16 protein-coding genes are annotated in these 17,030 nt (G+C 70.4%); 4 read left to right on the top strand and 12 right to left on the bottom strand.

Going from position 1 to position 17,030, the window contains the following annotated elements; genetic code table 11:
• Positions 1 to 269 precede the first annotated feature (269 nt).
• Both QUY26_RS28915 and QUY26_RS28920 read left to right on the top strand, forming a co-directional pair.
• The gene (locus QUY26_RS28915) at positions 270 to 2,033 is read left to right on the top strand and encodes a fused response regulator/phosphatase (protein ID WP_289951679.1); all 1,764 of its coding nucleotides are present in this window, start codon (positions 270 to 272) and stop codon (positions 2,031 to 2,033) included.
• 97 nt (positions 2,034 to 2,130) lie between these two features.
• Complete coding sequence (locus tag QUY26_RS28920) at positions 2,131 to 2,490, top strand: 5-carboxymethyl-2-hydroxymuconate Delta-isomerase (RefSeq protein WP_289951682.1); 360 nt, start codon at positions 2,131 to 2,133, stop codon at positions 2,488 to 2,490.
• Between the two features lie 40 nt (positions 2,491 to 2,530).
• Here QUY26_RS28920 and QUY26_RS28925 read toward each other — a convergent pair whose 3' ends face one another.
• The 10 genes from QUY26_RS28925 to QUY26_RS28970 all read right to left on the bottom strand — a co-directional run bounded on the left by QUY26_RS28925 (position 2,531) and on the right by QUY26_RS28970 (position 12,247).
• A complete protein-coding gene (locus QUY26_RS28925) occupies positions 2,531 to 3,235 on the bottom strand; it encodes a TetR/AcrR family transcriptional regulator (protein WP_289951683.1) in 705 nt (234 codons plus the stop codon).
• A 92-nt stretch (positions 3,236 to 3,327) separates the two neighbouring features.
• A complete protein-coding gene (locus QUY26_RS28930) occupies positions 3,328 to 4,419 on the bottom strand; it encodes a PDR/VanB family oxidoreductase (protein WP_289951684.1) in 1,092 nt (363 codons plus the stop codon).
• 1 nt (position 4,420) lies between these two features.
• Positions 4,421 to 5,335: a metal-dependent hydrolase gene (locus QUY26_RS28935; RefSeq protein WP_289951686.1), complete on the bottom strand. Its 915-nt coding sequence runs from the start codon at positions 5,333 to 5,335 to the stop codon at positions 4,421 to 4,423.
• A 386-nt stretch (positions 5,336 to 5,721) separates the two neighbouring features.
• Complete coding sequence (locus QUY26_RS28940; RefSeq protein WP_436840531.1) at positions 5,722 to 7,686, bottom strand: hypothetical protein; 1,965 nt, start codon at positions 7,684 to 7,686, stop codon at positions 5,722 to 5,724.
• A gap of 77 nt (positions 7,687 to 7,763) precedes the next feature.
• Positions 7,764 to 8,261: a tetratricopeptide repeat protein gene (locus QUY26_RS28945; RefSeq protein WP_289951689.1), complete on the bottom strand. Its 498-nt coding sequence runs from the start codon at positions 8,259 to 8,261 to the stop codon at positions 7,764 to 7,766.
• Positions 8,262 to 9,225: 964 nt separating this feature from the next.
• A complete protein-coding gene (locus QUY26_RS28950) occupies positions 9,226 to 9,669 on the bottom strand; it encodes a DUF732 domain-containing protein (protein WP_289951691.1) in 444 nt (147 codons plus the stop codon).
• 136 nt (positions 9,670 to 9,805) lie between these two features.
• Positions 9,806 to 10,027 carry a hypothetical protein gene (locus QUY26_RS28955; RefSeq protein WP_289951693.1) on the bottom strand — a complete coding sequence of 74 codons (222 nt, stop codon included), beginning with the start codon at positions 10,025 to 10,027 and terminating at the stop codon, positions 9,806 to 9,808.
• A complete protein-coding gene (locus QUY26_RS28960; protein ID WP_289951695.1) occupies positions 10,024 to 10,248 on the bottom strand; it encodes a hypothetical protein in 225 nt (74 codons plus the stop codon). Before QUY26_RS28960 ends, QUY26_RS28955 begins: the two co-directional genes overlap by 4 nt.
• A 330-nt stretch (positions 10,249 to 10,578) precedes the next feature.
• On the bottom strand, positions 10,579 to 11,121 hold the full coding sequence (locus QUY26_RS28965; RefSeq protein ID WP_289951697.1) for an NUDIX hydrolase: 543 nt from the start codon (positions 11,119 to 11,121) through the stop codon (positions 10,579 to 10,581).
• Positions 11,122 to 11,125: 4 nt separating this feature from the next.
• On the bottom strand, positions 11,126 to 12,247 hold the full coding sequence (locus QUY26_RS28970; protein ID WP_289951699.1) for an adenosylhomocysteinase: 1,122 nt from the start codon (positions 12,245 to 12,247) through the stop codon (positions 11,126 to 11,128).
• A gap of 238 nt (positions 12,248 to 12,485) precedes the next feature.
• Here QUY26_RS28970 and QUY26_RS28975 point away from each other — a divergent pair, with 238 nt between their 5' ends.
• Positions 12,486 to 13,712, top strand: coding sequence for a helix-turn-helix domain-containing protein (locus QUY26_RS28975; protein ID WP_289951700.1), 1,227 nt, complete (start codon positions 12,486 to 12,488; stop codon positions 13,710 to 13,712).
• A 77-nt stretch (positions 13,713 to 13,789) separates the two neighbouring features.
• Here the strand turns inward: QUY26_RS28975 and QUY26_RS28980 are convergent, their stop codons facing one another.
• Positions 13,790 to 14,725 (bottom strand): major capsid protein, encoded by a 936-nt coding sequence (locus QUY26_RS28980; protein ID WP_289951703.1) that lies wholly within the window; start codon positions 14,723 to 14,725, stop codon positions 13,790 to 13,792.
• A 1,159-nt stretch (positions 14,726 to 15,884) separates the two neighbouring features.
• Between QUY26_RS28980 and QUY26_RS28985 the strand changes: the two genes are divergently transcribed.
• Positions 15,885 to 16,079 (top strand): hypothetical protein, encoded by a 195-nt coding sequence (locus QUY26_RS28985; RefSeq protein ID WP_289951705.1) that lies wholly within the window; start codon positions 15,885 to 15,887, stop codon positions 16,077 to 16,079.
• A gap of 153 nt (positions 16,080 to 16,232) precedes the next feature.
• Here the strand turns inward: QUY26_RS28985 and QUY26_RS28990 are convergent, their stop codons facing one another.
• The gene (locus tag QUY26_RS28990; RefSeq protein WP_289951707.1) at positions 16,233 to 16,775 is read right to left on the bottom strand and encodes a recombinase family protein; all 543 of its coding nucleotides are present in this window, start codon (positions 16,773 to 16,775) and stop codon (positions 16,233 to 16,235) included.
• Between the last annotated feature and the right edge of the window lie 255 nt (positions 16,776 to 17,030).

Below are 17,030 nucleotides of genomic sequence, written 5' to 3' on the forward strand. Positions count from 1 at the left end.
TGCCGTGCGAGGCGAAGGTCACGAACGCCGGGCGGACCTCGCCCGGGAGAGGCGGATCCTAGCGCCGAGCCCGTGGCGGGCGCGCCAGGTCGGGTGATCTCCACCGTTCCAGGTCGTACCGCGGCCACGTACTCCCCGGTGGTGTGTTAGGGCGCTAGCGTGGACGGGCGGGCCTCAAAAAGGCCAGTTACCGTCCACCGCTCCTGGGGGATGTCCACGTGGGCGTCAGGGACAAAGCAGTAAAAGGTGAAAAAGGGGATGCCGGACCGGTGGCCACCACGGTCCTGGTCGTCGACGACGTGGCCGCGAACCGGTACGCGCTGGGCGCCGTGCTGCGCCGCGCGGGCCACCGGGTCGTCCTGGCCGCGAGCGCGGGGGAGGCGCTGTCCGAACTCGACGTGCGGCTGCGCGCGGGCGAACTGCCCGACGTGGCCCTCGTCGACGTGGGCCTGCCCGACATGAGCGGCTACGACCTGTGCCGCCGCCTGAAGGCCTCCCCGACGACCGCGTCCCTGCCCGTCGTGCACTTCTCCGCCGCCGCGCACGGCTCCGTGGACCGCTGCCGCGGCCTCGACGCGGGCGGCGAGGCCTACCTGACGGTGCCCGCCGAACCGGAGGAGATCGCCGCCGTCGTCCGCGCCGCCGCCCGCGGCGCCCGGAACCGCAGCGCCGCACAGACCCGGGCGGGCCGCCTCAGCCGCCTCGCCGAGACCGTCCTCGACGTGCAGTCCGCGAGCTCGGTGCCCGAACTGGTGGACGCGGCGGCGGCCGGCGCCGCGGCCCTCGCCGCCGCCCCCGCCGCGGCCTTCGTCCTCGGCGAGGAGGGCGAGATCCACTGCGGCCGCTCCCACCGCCCCGCCGCCGTGGAGCCGCCGGGGCCCGACGCGCACGAGAGCGTCGCCCACCTGATGTGGCGCCTGATGTCCGGCAGGAGCGGCGTCCACACCACGACCGTGCCGGGGCCGATGTGGCCCGCGGGGTTCGTTGGGCCGGCGCGGGGCGCGTCACGGCTCACGGCCGGACGCGGTGGGGAGCCGGGGCGGTCCGAGGCGGCCGGGGGCCGAGCGCGTGAGAGCGGCGAGGAGATCCTGGCCCGCCCGCGCGAGGGATGCCCGACCCCCTGGTCGGACGCGGGCGCGGCGGCGGTCGCCGGGCTCGTGGTGCCGGGGGAGGGAGCGCTGCTCGCCCTCGCCCGCACCCGCGAGGACCGCGCACCGGTGTGCCTGGCCACCGCCGCGGACGCCCAGACCTCCGCCCCCGACCTCGGCCGCCTGGCCCACGCCACGGCCCGCGTCGCGGAACGGCTGCTGATGTACGAGAAGGAACGCCACATCGCCCTGACCCTCCAGCACAGCTTCCTGCCGAGCGCGCTGCCCGAACTGCCGGACACCGAGATCGTCGTGCGCTACGAACCCGCCTCCCGGCAGGCGGAGATCGGCGGCGACTTCTACGCCGCGCTGCCCACGCCCGCCGGGGTGCTCACCGGCATCGGCGACGTCGTCGGCCACTCCCTCGACGCCGCCACGGTGATGGTGGAGCTGCGCCACGCGCTGCGCGCGTACTGCATCGAGGACCCCGACCCCGGCCGCCTCGCCACCCGCCTCGACCGGATGCTCCAGCGCTACCACCCCGACGTCACCGCCACCATGTGCCTGACCCTCGTCGACCCGCCCACGGGCCGCGTCCGCGTCGCGAACGCCGGACACATCCCGCCGCTCGTCGTGAGCAGCACGGGCCCGGCCGCGTACATCGAGGCGAGCGGCCCCCTGCTCGGCCTCGGCCTCGACCGGCCGCCGCCCGTGGAGACCCGCCTCACCCCCACGGACCGCATGCTCATGGTCACCGACGGACTCATCGAGACCCGTGGCACGGACCTCGCCGTGTCCCTGGAGCACCTGCGCCTCGCGGCCGCCGCCGCCCCGCCCGGCGTGACCGCCCTGTGCGACACGCTCCTGGAGAGCTTCGGCCGCGAACGGGACGACGACATCGCCCTGTTGGCGCTGCGCCTGACCGTCCCTCCCGGCGGCGCCTAGGACGGTCGGCCTTGCGCACGGAACGCGTACGGAGACAGGGTGATCACCGCACACCCGTATCCGTATCCGTTTCCGCACGCGCGCCGGAGAGAGCCCCATGCCGCAGATCACCGTCGACTACTCCGAGCCGCTCGCGGACTCCTTCGACCGGCGGGGCCTCGCGCTCGCGCTGCACCCGCTGCTGGTCGAGGAGACGGCCGCCACCCTGGAGAGCTGCAAGACCCGCTTCGTGCGCACCGAGGCGACCGTCGTGGGCGGCGACGAGGACGGGCACGCGGTGGTGCACGTGCTGATCGGCCTGCTCCCCGGCCGCACGGCCGAGGCCAAGGCACGGGTGACGGAGGGGGCGATCGCTCTCGTACGCCGTCATCTCAAGCCCGTCGAGGGGCGCGTGGTGCACGTCTCTGCGGAGGTGCGCGACCTCGACGCGTCCTACCGCAGGGCGACGGACACCTGACGTGCCGTGCGCCCGAGGGGCGTGAGCGGCGCCCGCTGGGCTAGGGCAGGGCCGCGCCGGGCGCCAGTGCGGCGAGCCGGGTGAGGAGGTCCGCGAACGGCCCGTCGGCGGGCTCGTCCGCGAGGATGCGGCCGAGCAGCAGCGCCATCTCGTCGTCGTAGGCGGCGCTCACCGCCGCCAACGCGGCGAAGTCGTGGACGAGTTGGAGCTCCAGCTCGGCACGCGGGATGCGGCGGCCGTCCAGCCAGATCAGCGCCGTCGACTCGGCCAGCGAGATCCAGGAGCGCACCACCAGTTCGAGCCGGGCGGGCGGCGCCGTCACGCCGAGGTGCGCGAGGATCTGGTCGTAGGCGGCCTGCCGCACCGAGTCGATGAGCGCGTTGGTCGTCGAGGAGCCCACGGCGGGGCCGCCGCGCATCAGCGCGGAGAAGCCCGGCCCGTGCTCGTCGACGAAGCCGAGGAAACGTCCCGTCACGCGCAGCAGCCGCGCCCCCAGCGGCCCTTCGTGCGGTTCGAGGAACCGCTCGGCCAGCTCGTCGGCGGCCCGCTTGAGCGCCGCCTCGTACAGGCTGAGCTTGCCGGGGAAGTAGTGGTACACGAGCGGACGCGAGATGCCCGCGGCCGACGCTATCTCGTCGATGGAGACGTCGTCGGGGGAGCGGTGGCTGAACAGTTCGAGCGCGACCCCGATCAGTTGCTGCCGCCGTTCCTCGACACCCATCCTGCGGCGCGTCCCCGTAGTCATGCGAACACTCTACCGATGCGATCCGGCCGCGAACGGACGCCCCCGCTCCGCCCCTTCGCCCGCGCGGTGTCCCCGCCGCGCCCGCCGCGCCGTCACGCGTCGAGCACGAGCCGCGCCCCGCGCGCCCGTGACACGCAGATCAGCATCGAGTCCGCGCGCTCGCCGTCGGTGAGCAGTTCGTCGCGGTGGTCGATCTCGCCCTCCAGGACCCGGTGTTGGCAGGTCCCGCAGAAACCCTGCTCGCAGGAGTACGGGGTGTCGGGCAGCTCGGCGCGGACGGCCGCGAGCACCGTGGTGTCCGCGCCCACGGTCACCGTGCGGCCGCTGCGCCGCAGTTCGACCTCGAAGGCGCTCTCGCCGCCCGCGGCCGCGACGGGCGCGAACCGCTCCAGGTGCGGCGCGCACCCCTCGGGCAGTGCCCCGGCGACGGCGTCCATCAGCCCCTCGGGCCCGCACACGTACACGGCACCCGCCGCGCCCGCCCCGAGAAAGCCCGCCACGTCGGGCCGCCCGCTCTCGTCCTCGGCGACGACGGTCACCCGACCGCCCGGCCCGCCCAGCTTCTCCAACTCCTCCAGGAACGGCATGGAGGCCCGGCTCCGCCCGCAGTACAACAGCCGCCAGTCGGCACCCGCCGCCTCCACCGCCCGCACCATGGCGAGGATCGGCGTGATGCCGATGCCGCCCGCGACGAAGGCGTACGACGCGGCGCCTTCGAGCAGCGGGAACCGGTTGCGCGGTCCGCGCACCTCCACCTCCGCCCCCGCGCACAGCTCCTCGTGCACCTCGCGGGACCCGCCGCGGCCGCCCTCGTCCACGCCGATGAGCCGCGTGGCCACGGTGTACGAGGAGGAGTCCTCGGGGTCCCCGCACAGCGAGTACTGCCGCACGAGCCCCGAAGGCAGCACGAGATCCAGATGCGCGCCCGGCTCCCAGGCGGGCAGCCCGTCCAGGTGCCCGCCCTCCAGGCGCAGTTGTACGACGCCGTCGGCGATCCGCTCGTGCCGGGCGACGCGCAGCCGCAGTGCCCGCGAGCGCGGCTGCCCGGAGACGGGTTCGTCGAGGGCGGGCAGCGGCCACAGCGGGGAGGCGCCGATGCGGCGGCGCAGGGCGCGGCGGGCGAGGAGTGCGGCGCCGGCCGCCAGGAGGGTGGCGCGGACGGCGCGGGTCAGGGGCAGCGGCATGTCAGGCGGCCCCGTTCGCGCGGGCCTCGGCGGCGGTGGCCGCGGGGGACGAGGCGAGGTAGGCGACGGCCTGTGCGGTGCTGCCCTCCTGGGAGGGGTGGTAGGCGCGGCTCAGATAGCGCGGGATGGAGCGGATCATGTCACCGGTGGTGGGCAGGGTGCCGGCCCGGCCGCTGCGGTGGAAGTCCCGGAAGGAGGCCTTGCCGTCGACGAGCGTCGGGTCGTTCGCCATGAAGAACCGGGCGCCGCGCTGCCACAGGAACACCAGCGCCGTGAAGGCCGTGGCCCAGGTGCGGGCGCGGCGGCGGTAGCCCCCGTCGACGTGCATGAACAGGTCGAAGGCGACGGCCCGGTGCTCGACCTCCTCCGCGCCGTGCCAGCGCAGCAGGTCCAGCATCGTCGGATCGGCCCCCCTGCGGTCCAACTCCTCGGCGTTCAGGACCCAGTCGCCAAGAAACGCGGTGTAGTGCTCGATCGCGGAGATCATCGCGACGCGCTCCATCAGCCACCAGTGCCGGGGCCTGCCCGGCGGCAGCGTGCGGTCGCCGAGCAGCTTCTCGAAGAGCCAGTCGACCTGGGCGGTGTACGGGGTGGGGTCGAGGCCCTGCTCCCGCAGGTGCGGCAGGACCTCGTCGTGGGCCTGCGAGTGCATGGCCTCCTGGCCGATGAACCCGATGACGTCCTCGCGGAGCCGCTCGTCGCGGATGAGCGGCAGCACCTGCTTGTACACGTGCACGAACCAGCGTTCGCCCGCCGGGAGCAGGAGGTGCAGCACGTTGATCGTGTGCGTCGTGAAGGGGTCCCCCGGGAGCCAGTGGAGCGGGGTGCTCTCCCAGGAGAAGGAGACGTTGCGTGCCTTGAGCGCTATGTGCTCGGAGGCGACGGGCTGCGGGCGCCGGGCCTTCGTATTAGACATGGCGTCAATGTACTGGTGGGTAGCTGGGGTGGTACAGGTGTGTGCGGCGACTTTCCCCGATCCCGCCCCTTCCCGAAACCGGGGCTCCGCCGCTGGACCCCGGGGGTGGGTGTCCCCTTCGGGTGGGACAGCCCGCCCCCGGATCGGCGCTTCCCGCCTCGTCCTCAAACTCCCCCAAGCTCTTAAGGAGCAGGGGGACCCCCCACGACGGGCTGAAGACTTCCCCGGGGCGGGCCGCAAAGGCGCTGCGGGGCGGGCCGGAGCGGTGCTGTGGGGCCAGGTGTTTCGGGGCTGATGGTGCCGGGCTGTTGGTGCGAGGTTGGGCGGGTGGGTGGGAGAAAAGCCTGTCCGGCGGTTGAGGACGAGGCGCGGAGCGGCGATCGGGGTCAGCGCAAGGTGGGGAGTTTCGTGCCGTCGGGCAGGGTGCCCGTCACCGTGGGGCGGGTGCCCTGGCGGGTGGGTGCGGCGAGCGTGTTGCCGGAGGCGCGTTCGCCGCCGGACACGGCCACGGACGACACGTCCTTGCTGCCCGCGGCGAGCAGATACCAGCCCCCCGCGGGGGACTTCCACAACACCCCGGCCAGCACCCGCGGCTCCCGCACCCCGCAGGCGGGCCCTCCCTCGGCCTTGGCGGCAACGGCTCCCGCCCCGGACCCGGGCGCGAGGAACTGGGCGAGCACCCGCCCGCCCCCGCCCCGCCAGGTCTCGGCCCGCGTGCACACCCACGCGGCCGCACCGCTCCCGTCGGGCATCGCCTGCCGGGCGTACTGCCAGGAGTTCACGGCCCGCACCCCGTGCGACCGGGCCGCGGCGAGGGAGCACGCGGTCCGCGCCCAGTCCCGGGGCGCGGCCTCCCGGGGCGCGTCGGGCCGCCCCGCGGTGAGGTGCGCGGGCGTCAGCTCACCGAGGTCGGTGGCGAGCCGCTCCGCCCCGGTGTGGTCGCGGAGCTGCAGGGTGTTCCAGGAGCGGCACTCGCGGGCGAGGGCGGGACTGCCGAAGGGGTCGGTGACCCCGTCGGCGGAGCGGCGCAGCTCAGTGGCGGCGGCGTCGGGCTTGAGCAGATCGCGTACGGAGGCGGTACGCACCCAGGGAGCCGTCAGATAGCGGACGTTGCCGTCGGCGCGGCCCACGACGACGGCCCCGGAGTCACCGGCGTCCGCGCCGTCGACGCGGGCGAAGTCGAGGGCCGCGCCGCCGGTCCCGTCCCGCGGCTCGGCGTACCGCACCACCCGCAGCCCGTCGTACAGGAGCACCACGCGGGCCCCGTCGACGGGTCCGGCGAACAGCAGTTGCGGGGCCCCGGGCGGCGCCCCCGACGCGGTGCCGGGCGTCGCGGACACCTGCACGGTCTCGCCGGGCCGCGCCCACACGGCGAGGGCGCGCCTGAGCAGCGCCTTGTCGTCGGTGAGTTCGCCGCGCGCGGGCCACACGGAGTAGTCGGTGCGGGCGGACTGCTTCCAGGCGGTGGGCGCCGCCCTGGTGAGCCGCCCGGGGTCGAGGGCGGCCTCGGCGGCAGGGTTCTTCGCGTACGGGGGCGCGGCGGCGCCGTCCGGGCCCCAGCCGTCGCCGGGCATCCCGAGCAGCGCCCCGCACACGAGGGCGGCGACGGCCGCGACCGCGGCGGCCTTCAGGTGCTGGCGGCGGCGCATCAGGTCGGTGGGCCGGGCCTGCAGGGAGCACGGGTCGAACTCGGGCGACTCCAGGAGCGCGGCGGGGCCCCGGCCGCCGGGCGGCCCTCCGGCGCCGGCCTCGGCGAGCGCGGCGGCGATGCCGTCGGCCTCCTCGGAGTCGGCGTCGGTGTCGACGCCGATGGCGTCGAGGATCCGCCGCGTCTCGTCGTCCGTGAGGCGTTCGAGCCCGCGCAGGACGTACGCGGCGCGGGCGGGCCCGGACAGGGCGGCGAGCCGCTGGTCCAGGGCGAGTTCGTCGGCGCCGCCGGAGCGCGGGAACAGCCTGAGGCCCCACACCTGCGGCAGCAGCGGCGGCAGTTGGGCGCGCTTGGGCCAGGCCCGCCGCTTCAGCGGGAGCCCGGCGTCCAGTGCGGCGCGCAGCACCTGGCAGCGGACGTAGGCGTAGCCGGGGTCGGTGCCCCGGCCCGCCTGCCTGCGCTGGTCGGGGACCACGGGGACGCTGGCGCGGCCGCGCGGGAGCGCGCGCTGGACCAGGGCGTGCGCGGTCAGGACGCGGCGGTTGCGGCCGAGGGCCGGGGGCAGCACCAGGTAGGCGAGGCGGACCAGGCGCGGGTAGTGCTCGACGAGGGCGGCCTCGGCCTGCTCCACGTCGACGACGGGTGATGCGGTGCCGCTCGGGGAGGCGGCCTTCGTGGACTGCGATGACGACACGTTCAGCAGAACGAGCGAATCGTCCGGCGGTCACTTCACGCTGGTGGGCGCGGGGCCTCCGGCGGGGGCGCGTGGGGTACGCGGGGTCACTCGGGCTCGACCAGGAGGCGTGCGTAGTTCGCCATCGAACGCTGGTAGCGCGGGAGATGGGGCGCCAGGGCGCCCACCGCCAGGGAGACGGCCTCGCGGCCGCGGTCCGCGTCGATCAGGCACAGGGCCAGGGTGGCGCGGACGGCGTCGTCCAACTCGTCGTGTTCCGCGTCCAGTTCCGGGGTGAGCAGGGCGATGGCCTCCTCCACTCGGCCCGTGTTCCGCAGGGAGCTGGCCAGTTGGATCGTGGTGCGGCGTCTGCGGTAGCCGTCGATGCCGCGGGCCAGGGCCTCCTGGTACAGGGGGACGGCCTTGTCCGAGTGGCCGGTCGAGTCGAAGGCGCAGGCTCGTTCGAAGGGGCCCACGGCGCCGGCCTCCGGCAGTTCCCGGACCAGTTCGTCGATCCGTTCCCTGAACTCCTCCGCTCGTTCCTCCCCGTACGTGTCGAACTCGTCCCACGCGGTGGCTATGCGCTTCTCCCAGGCTGCGTCCATCGCCACACTCTGGCACGACGCCTTTCCCCTGGCCTCGCATTTTGCGCCCGCCCGGGTGCCCCCCCGCTTCCCGGCGCTCCGCGCCTCGTCCTCAAGCGCCGGACGGGCTGTCTCCCACCCGCCCGCCCGGACTTGCACCGGCGTGCCCGATGGCCCGGCACCTCAGCTCCGCCGGGGGCGCCCCCGGATCGCGCTGCGCGCTCGTCCTCAAGCGCCGGACGGGCTCTCTCCCACCCGCCCGCCCCCGCCATTACCGCGGCCGGGGCGGTCCGCACTGCCTGCCCGGAGCGCCTACAGCCCGGCCCGCCGTACTTCAGCCCGCCACGCCGGTGCGTCCTCAGCCCGTCCGCAGGACCTTTGAGTCCGCCTCGGGGAAGTTCTCAGCCCGTCGTGGGGGTCCCCCCTGCTCCTTAAGAGCTTGGGGGCGTTTGAGGACGAGGCGCGAAGCGCCGATTCGACGGTGCCCTCGTCCCACGGCAACGGGGACGCCCACCCCCGGGGTCCAGGGGCGGAGCCCCGGTTTCGGGAAGCCCCGATGCTCGCTAGTAGGAGTTCTAGAGCGTAGTGCCTGGTCAGGGCCTAGGGAAGTGCTCTTCATGCCCCAGTGGTGGGCGGTTCGGTAGGCGTCGCTCCGCCCGGCATATAGACGCACTTCAGTTGCGAGAGCCCACCTGTCAGATTGACCCGCGTGACTGGCTCGTAGTACTCCCACCCTGCGCGCACGCTGCGCCCCTGGCCGGCTCGCTTCACGGTTCCGGTGCCAGGGTCGCGCTGCACGCCCCATCGGTACGGTGCGTTGCCGAAGTCGACCCACACAGGCATACCGTCGAGCTTGTGCCCGCCCTTGTACAGGACACACGAGTACACAGTCATACCTTTGATGTCTGCCCTTAACGCATGATCGCGTACCGAGCACGCCACAGCCCCACACGGCACATGTCCGGTGGGGCCGTGTGGTCGTTGCTCAGCCGCAGAACGACGACTTCACGGCGGTCACGATGTCGGCCGCCTGGTCGTCCGTGAGGCTCGGGACCGTGCCCCCCTCGTACCGGTACTTCGCGTTGGCCCGCACCGTTGCCGCGCCCTTGCCACCCTTGATGTCCGAGCACACGTTGCGGGCCCGGGACACAGCGCGGTCCTCCTTGGCGACCAGACCGGGCTCGATGGCCGACAGGGCGCGTATCAGCCTCGCTGTCTGCGCGGGGTCCGGCGAGGGGATGCCGCTGCCCGCAGCGGGCTTGGACGGCTTCTCGTCGGGCTTGCTCTCCTTCTTCACGGACTCCGTGACGGACGGCTTGGGCTTGGCTTCCGCCTCGCTGCTGTCGTCGTCCTGGAACAGCGAGCCCACAGCGCCGATAGCGAAGAGTGCTACGCCGCCGATCAACCAGTTGCGCGTCTTTCGTTTCATTGGTCCCTCCCCTGATCCTCTGCAAGATCACTCATGCCTATCACGGCACCTACACACCGTGAGCGCACTTCAGACACAAGATGGGCCCCGCCCGACATGGCAGCCGAGCGGGGCCGAGTCCTGCGCCTACGGGCACTTAGCGCCGAGTGGTCCAGTGCATGCCGGGCAGCTCGTCCCACTGTGCGAGCGGGCCGTACAGGTGCACGCAGTCAGGGCACACGAAGTGCGTGAACCAGGCGCCGCCGCTCTGCTTCTGCACTTCGCCTACGGGGACGGGTGCTGTCGTCTGGTGGCCGCAGATGCCGAGCACGGGTCGCGTGGGGGTGGTGGGCTCGCTGGTGACTCCGTCGGGGGTCATGCGGACACCTTCCGGCGCACGGCAGTGATGTTGATGGTGTCGAAGTCGTACTCGACTCCGATTTCACTGAAGGCTGCCGCACGCCACCGCTCGCGCTGGTCCGGTGTCAGGTCTTGGGCTTCCTCGGCGTGGAAGATCTCGCGAACCGTCTCGGCGCTCGGCGTCCGCCACGGCTTGAACCACGCAGGGACGGGGTCGGGCTCCGGTTCGGGCTGCCACATGGGGTCAGGGGTCGGCCGCAACGGTGGGGTGGACTGCTCCGCGGAGACTCGTCGGTCGACAAGGAACCTGGCGGTGTGCCGTCCGGGCTCGGCGCGGCGGGCTCGGGGCAGTAAGGCGAGCACCCAAGACAGGGTGCGGGCGATAGCATCACGCACGGTCGTTTCAGCTCCTGTGTAGCTGTCTCGGCAAGCCCCGGTGGACCGGTCCTACGCGGTCTGCCGGGGCGCTTTGGCTACCTGGCGCGTCTCGGCGGGCGCGACGGCGCCAGGACGACGAAGCCCCGTCCATCCGCAGCAGAGGGGCGCCGGGACGGACGGGGCGAGGAGAGATCAGCGCAGGGCGGCGAGGACGCGGCTGCGCAGCGTCTCGTCAGCGATCGTGTCGATTCCCCGCCATGCGTACCCGCTGACCTCTTCCTCCTGGAGCGTTACGGAGTGCTCGCCCGTCACCTGGAAGACGTAGCGGAAGTCAGCGTGCCAGTGAGCGGGCTCGTCCTTGCTGTCATTGGCGGGGATGGGGTGCACGTCCACGTGGACCGGGGTTGGCTGGACGGGGGCGACGCTGAGAGTGATCCCGGTTTCTTCGACCAGTTCGCGCAGGGCGGCGTGCATCAGGTTCGTGTCCTCGGGCTCCAGGTGCCCGCCGGGGGTCAGCCACTTGTCCAGGGCCACGTGGTGGATGAACAGTGCTTGGCGCTGGTCGTTGACGAGTACGGCGCCCGCGGTGGCGTGGCCGCGGAACTCCTTCCGGCTGGTCACGTCGGCTCCCTGGTCCAACAGCTCCGACAGGGGCGCGAGCGTGTGCTTGTCCTCGGGATGGGCGTCGGCGTACCCGGTGAGGGTGGTTCGGATGTGGGTTGCCGTGATGGGCATTCGATCACCTGTTGTAGTAGTGGAGCCAGGTAGCCGCGATGGCTGCCCGGTCGGTGGCGGGGACTTCGTGCAGGGTGGCGTCCAGACCGCCGCGGGCCAGCATGGCCGCGCCCGCGATGATTTCGGCTTGGACGAGGAAGATGAACGGCCCAACGCTCGCGCCGTGCAGGAAGTTGACGGCGTTGCCGCCATTCAGCAGGTAGAAGTAGTGACCCGTGGTGGTGTACCGGGTCACGTTCTCTCCGGCGCTGTCCCGGACGTAGCCCGCGGGCAGGCCGTCCAGTTCCAGTTCGTCTTCCGAACTGGTCACGGTGGCCACGTAGGCGCCGTTCTTCAGGCGAGGGAAGTCCTCGCCGCGCAAGCTGAGTCCCCCGGTGGCGCACAGCACCAGTCCAGCGGTCTCCAGAGCCTGGTCACGGTCTCGGGCTACTTCGAACCCGTGTGACATGGCTTGTGTCTGCCGTACCGGGTTGATGTCGTAGACGATGACCCGCACACCCTTGACATGCAGCAGCCGGGCGATGCTGGAACCGAGCTTGCCGAAGCCGAGGACCAGCGCGGGACGTCCGTGCAGGATGTCGCCACGCCCTCGCAGAAGGGCTTCGGCGGAGAAGACGACCGACTGGCCCACCAGGAAGTCTTCCGGGTCCTTGAGGGGCGAGCGCGCGACGGACACCACGGGGCACGGCAGCTTGTCCCTGTCGGCGTACCGCTTGTGGCCGTTCTCGGTGTCCTCGACCACGCCGAGGATGTGACCGGTGAAGCGGGTGCACAGTGCGTCCAGCGAAGGGGCGAAGTACCCGCCTACATCGAGCAGAACGACCGGCTCCCCCGCCGCCCTGGTCTCCAGGTAGGTCACGGCAGTGTCCGCGTCGGCGAAGGTCTCGCGCGTCAGTTCGTCACACGCCACGACCTGTTCCACCTCGCGCTGGGCCATCACGTCGATGGACTTCGGCTTGGGCAGCACGGCCCGCAGGACGGTTGCCTTGCCGATGGCCCTGATGAAGGCGGGGCGCTCGGGTAAGAGGTGTGTGATCAGCAATGAGGACGGCCGCTCGGGCGGCGTGAACCCATCAGCGATCCTGCTGAAGTAGTTTTCCAGTCGCGCTCGGTCCGTGGCTTCCATGGGCCCCTCTCTCTCGGGTTCCAGGCGAGAGCTGTTCGACTGCCCATCCGGGAAGATCCAGACGGCCTTCTGAGACCGCTCCGCAGATACCCCGCCTTGGGCGATTCACCAGTACAGGGATAGGCATCGGGAGGTGCCAGCGCGGGAGTGCCGCATCTCTGCCGCATCGCTGCCGCATACTGGACTCAACGGAGTCTCTGACCTGGTACAACGGCAATCCAGAGAGCGGGGAGGCGACATGGCCAGGCGAGAGAGCTTCGTGAAGCGCCGCAAGGCGATGGGTTTCAGCCAGGAGTCTCTAGCTGAAGCCATCGGAGTGGAGCGAACAACCGTGAGCCGCTGGGAGACCGGTGAAACCGCTCCGCAATCCTTCCACCGGCCGGACCTTTGCCGGGAGCTGAAGGTATCCGTATCTCAACTGGATTCATTGATCCACGGTGGAGATGGCGGCCCGCGGGCAGTGCCCGCGACAACTACCCAGTCGATGTCGTCTCTTCCTGCACATGATGACGAAATGGAAGCCCTGGAACTTGTGCGGCGAGTGGCAGCCAGTGACGTCGGGGGTGAAACGCTCTCACGCCTTGAGCTGGTTTTTGATGAACTAGCGAGGCAGTATCCGTCTTCCGCTCCGCAGGACCTCTTGGTGCGGGTGCGTAAGTACTCGGCATATGTCAGTCACTTGCTGGACGCGAGGAAGACCTTGGCCGAGCATCGGCAGTTGCTGGTCCTCGGTGGTTGGTTCTCACTGTTGGGAGCAACACTCCACATCGACCTGAACCAGGAGCATGCCGCGACGGCACGGTTGCACACAGCCATGACGCTGGCCAAGCACGCCGGGCATGCTGAAATCCAAGCCTGGTGTTTCGAGACGGACGCGTGGCGGGTCCTTACTGCTGGTGATTACGCCAAGGCTGTGGAGCTGAGCAAGGCGGCTCAAGCCCTTGCGCCGAAGGGAAGCTCCGTTGAAATCCAGGCGACGGCTCAAGAGGGGCGTGCGTACGCCAGGCTCGGACAAGTAAATGAGACGTACGGCGCCATAGGTCGAGTCAACGCGCTCGTCTCTCCCATGCGATTCCCAGACCACCCCGAGCATCATTACCAGTACGACCCTGGCAAGTCCGTTTCCTACACTGCGACTACCCTGGTTTGGGTAGGTGACCCGGCAGCCGAAGAGTACGCGCGTGAGGTGATCAATCGGCTTGCCCCATCGAATGACATCTCGACATGGCCGCGTCGCGTAGCCTCGGCCAATATCGATCTCGCACTGTCGCTGGTAGTTTCCGATCGAGTGGACGAAGCCTGTGACGCCGCGCAGCGAGCCATCCTCTCAGGGCGTGTCGTTCCCTCCAACCGCTGGCGCGCCCTGGAAGTCGTGCAGGCCGTCGAGTCTCGCAAAATTTCAGAGGCCAGTGACCTGCGAGAGGCGTATGAGGGAATGCGGCAACCCGAGATAGAGGCTCGCTAGTTAGCCTCCAAGTCACGCCATAAGCCCCCGTATTCGCCATCCTGGTAAGGGTGACGAATGCGGGGGCTTTGAGTGGGTCAGCCGTTCAGGACGCCGGTGAGGCGGGCGGCCGCCTTGCCGCCGAACAGTGCGAGACCGCAGTAGAAGTCGATACGGGTGCGGTAGACGGGCTTGTCGTGGGACTCGCCGAGGTCGGTGACCTGGATGCCGCCGTTGGTCAGGCCGGAGGCAGCGGCATCGGCTTCGGAGGAGCCGAAGCGCACGGCGTAGATGTCGCCGGTCTGCTTGCCGCCCGTGCCGGTTGTCAGGGGCAGCACGTCGGTGCCGTCTAGATTCTGTCCTGCGTCCAGGAGTGGGACGCCGTTCCAGGCAACGGTGCGCTTCCCCGCAATCTCAGAGGGGAGGAGTTCGCCGCCGCCGAGCCGGCGGAACCCGGACACGATCTTGGCGCGGATCTCGGCGTTCATGTACAGCGCGCCGTTGGCTCCGTTGATGCCGCGTATCTGCGCGGTCAGCGCGTCCAACGCATCGAAGAAGTCATAGCCGTTGACTACGGGGCCCACGCCCTTTGCGTCCAGGACTTGAGAGCCGAGCAGCCGCTTGCGCAAACCGTCGAACCCCTTGGGGTTCATCGCAGTGTCGCCGTTGAAGAACTGGTCCGCAACGTGGATGGAGGCGGCCTTGACCTTCATCACGGTCTGAATGGCCCGCTGGTCGTTCAGGTTTCCCCGGGTCTGCACGATGAACTTGTCCACGTCCGCGTCACCGCCGAGGATGGCCGGCGTCTCGTTCCGCTGGTTCACGGCACCGGTGCTCTCCGGGTATGCCTCGTTCACTGCCCGGAACGAGACGCAGGGGAGGGAGGATTCTTCGTTGTAGCGATATGCGTTCCCCGCCACGTCGATCAGCGGCAGTCGATCCAGGAGGGGAGACTCCTGAACGAACGTCTCGATCACTCCACGCCGTAGATCATCCTGAGAGAGCTTCGCGGACTCGGACAGAGTCAATGCCATAAGAGTTCTCCTTAGTAGGTAGCCGGAATTCGGCATACCAAGTGAGCGCCAGAATGCCTGGCGATGCGCATGGCCCACGGGAACACTCAAATGAGCCATGCGAGTTTTTCGCCTCCCTGCCGATCTGGCAGCGGAGAAGAGGGGGAGTACCCCCCTGGTCGAGCCGCGAACTATGTCTGAATTGGCTTCGCATTCGCGGCAGCCCAACCACCAGGTTGCCGTTTCGCGGTCTCGCGGTTGTGACAGCGAGTGCACAAAGGCCGAAGCCTGTTCGGCGCGTCCGGATCGGCGACGCCTTGCGCCACCAACTCACGCCGAGACAAAGGGAAATGGTCAGCGACCGTCGCCGTGCGACCGCACAGCAGACACCACGGGTTGCGGTACAGGTAGGCACGGCGGATGCGCTGCCAACGGGTTGCATAGCCCCGCTCGGCAGACGTACCGCGCTGCTGCTCGGCCTCGCGCCGATGCTTCTCACAGCGCCCGCCGGCCCGGGTCAGCTCGGAGCGCCCCGGGACAGAGCATGGGGGGCGGGGCTTACGGGGCATGGGGGATCGCCTCCCTGGGATGCACGTGTACGGGATGCGCGTGTACGTCCCCCTGACCCTCAGCCGGGTACTCGTCGGCGGACTCCATCCCGTCGCCGCTCACGATCACGGTCGGGAACGGCCATGATCGCGAGTCGTGGCAAATCTGTGCCACACCAATGCTTTTGCCTCCAGCGCTACGACCCGCACGCCGCCCCGGCATTCCGGCCCCGCCTTCTTCCAGCTCAGCGAGTCAGCGAGGCTCTGCGCTCGGGGTGCCGCGTTGGCCAATCGGGGTGCCGCGTTGGCCAAAGTGTCAAAGTTCGCGCGGCCCGTTTGAACAGAACCGCATCATGACGCTTACCGGGTGCGGGGAGATAGCCTCAACTCGCGATCAGCGCGATACGTCGCAGGGGCATCAGGCCCCTGATCTGCACTAGGAACCCCTTCACGCCCACGTCGTCACTGACCTCCCATCCCGAACTTGCTTCCTCAAAGTGCGAATCGGCCGATAACGACCCGGTCACTTCTCATCGCGACATAACGTCGTGCTCAACCGGATACCTCCGTCGTGGCGTTGTCGCTTTCCTTTACTTACGTCACGCAACGGCGCGCGACAGGAGCCAGAAGCCATGAAGATCAAGCAGAACGAAGCCCAGAAAGAGGACGCCCACATGAGTCGCAGCGCGGACAGCCACACTGCAACCCCTGCTGTCGAACTACGCTGCGGCGGGCTGTACTTAACCGTGCAGCGTGTGCCTGTATGGCTCGTCTCGCTGATCACCACAGCCGCCGGAGCCGGGGCCGCCTGGTGGACGAGCCGCTAAACAGCGGCCCCGAACTCCGTCGCAGTCTTGAGCTGGTGGCACCCCCGGCACAGCACCTGAACGTTGCGCGGCGCTGCCACGCTGCCTGAGCGCTCTTGGACTTCTGGCGTCCCTTCTCGTTCTGGTGGTCCTCGAACTCGGCGAGGGTGGCGTCTATCTCGGGCTGTGGGTCATAGCCGGTATCTCGATGACGCGGTTGATCTGGATCTGTCCGGCAGCCTTCAGGAACTCGTCGGTCACATGGTCGTCGACCCATTCGGCGCGCACGGTGCACGGGGCGGGGCAGTAGGTCCCGTACTTGTACGACGAGCACCGGTAGGCACCGGAGGACCGGTTCAGGTACATGCGCTCGTTGCACCCGTTGCAGTGGATGACGCGTAGCAACAGTGCCGTGGAATCGGTGCGCTCGGGAGCCCTCTGTTCGATCGGCTTGGGGGTGAGGAGTGCGGCGGCCTGGTCGAACTCTTCACGGGTGAGGATCGGCTCCGTGGTCGCCATGACCGGGTCGCCCTGGTCGTCGCGCACGGGCTTGCTCCGGTGCATCTTCCACCCCATGAGAGCTTCGTCGGTCAGCATCTTTTCGATGGTCTGTGCTCGCCACTGTGCGGGCTTCTTCGCGGGCTCGTCCGTGGCCGGGGCGGTCTTCTTCTTGGTGCGCGCCTGGTAGGCGGTCCAGTGCGCCGAGGGGGGCAGCACGCCGTCCGCGTTGAGCCCGCGCGCGATGGTGTGCAGCCCTCGGCCGTCTAGCGCCAGAACACCAGGGCATCAAACGCGTCCGGGGGCGTCAGCCATCCGCCGAGCTGTGGACGGTCGAAGGGGCCGACCAGGGACGCGGACACGTCCAGGTCGACCGCTTCCCGCAGGGCAGCGCCCTCGCCGAAGGTGAGCCGAGAGCTGCCGCCGCTGCGTCGTCGGCCTCGCGCTGCCGCTCCGGGCTCGTCGTCTCGTCGG

The sequence above is a fragment of the Streptomyces flavofungini genome (assembly GCF_030388665.1).
Taxonomy (GTDB): domain Bacteria; phylum Actinomycetota; class Actinomycetes; order Streptomycetales; family Streptomycetaceae; genus Streptomyces; species Streptomyces flavofungini_A.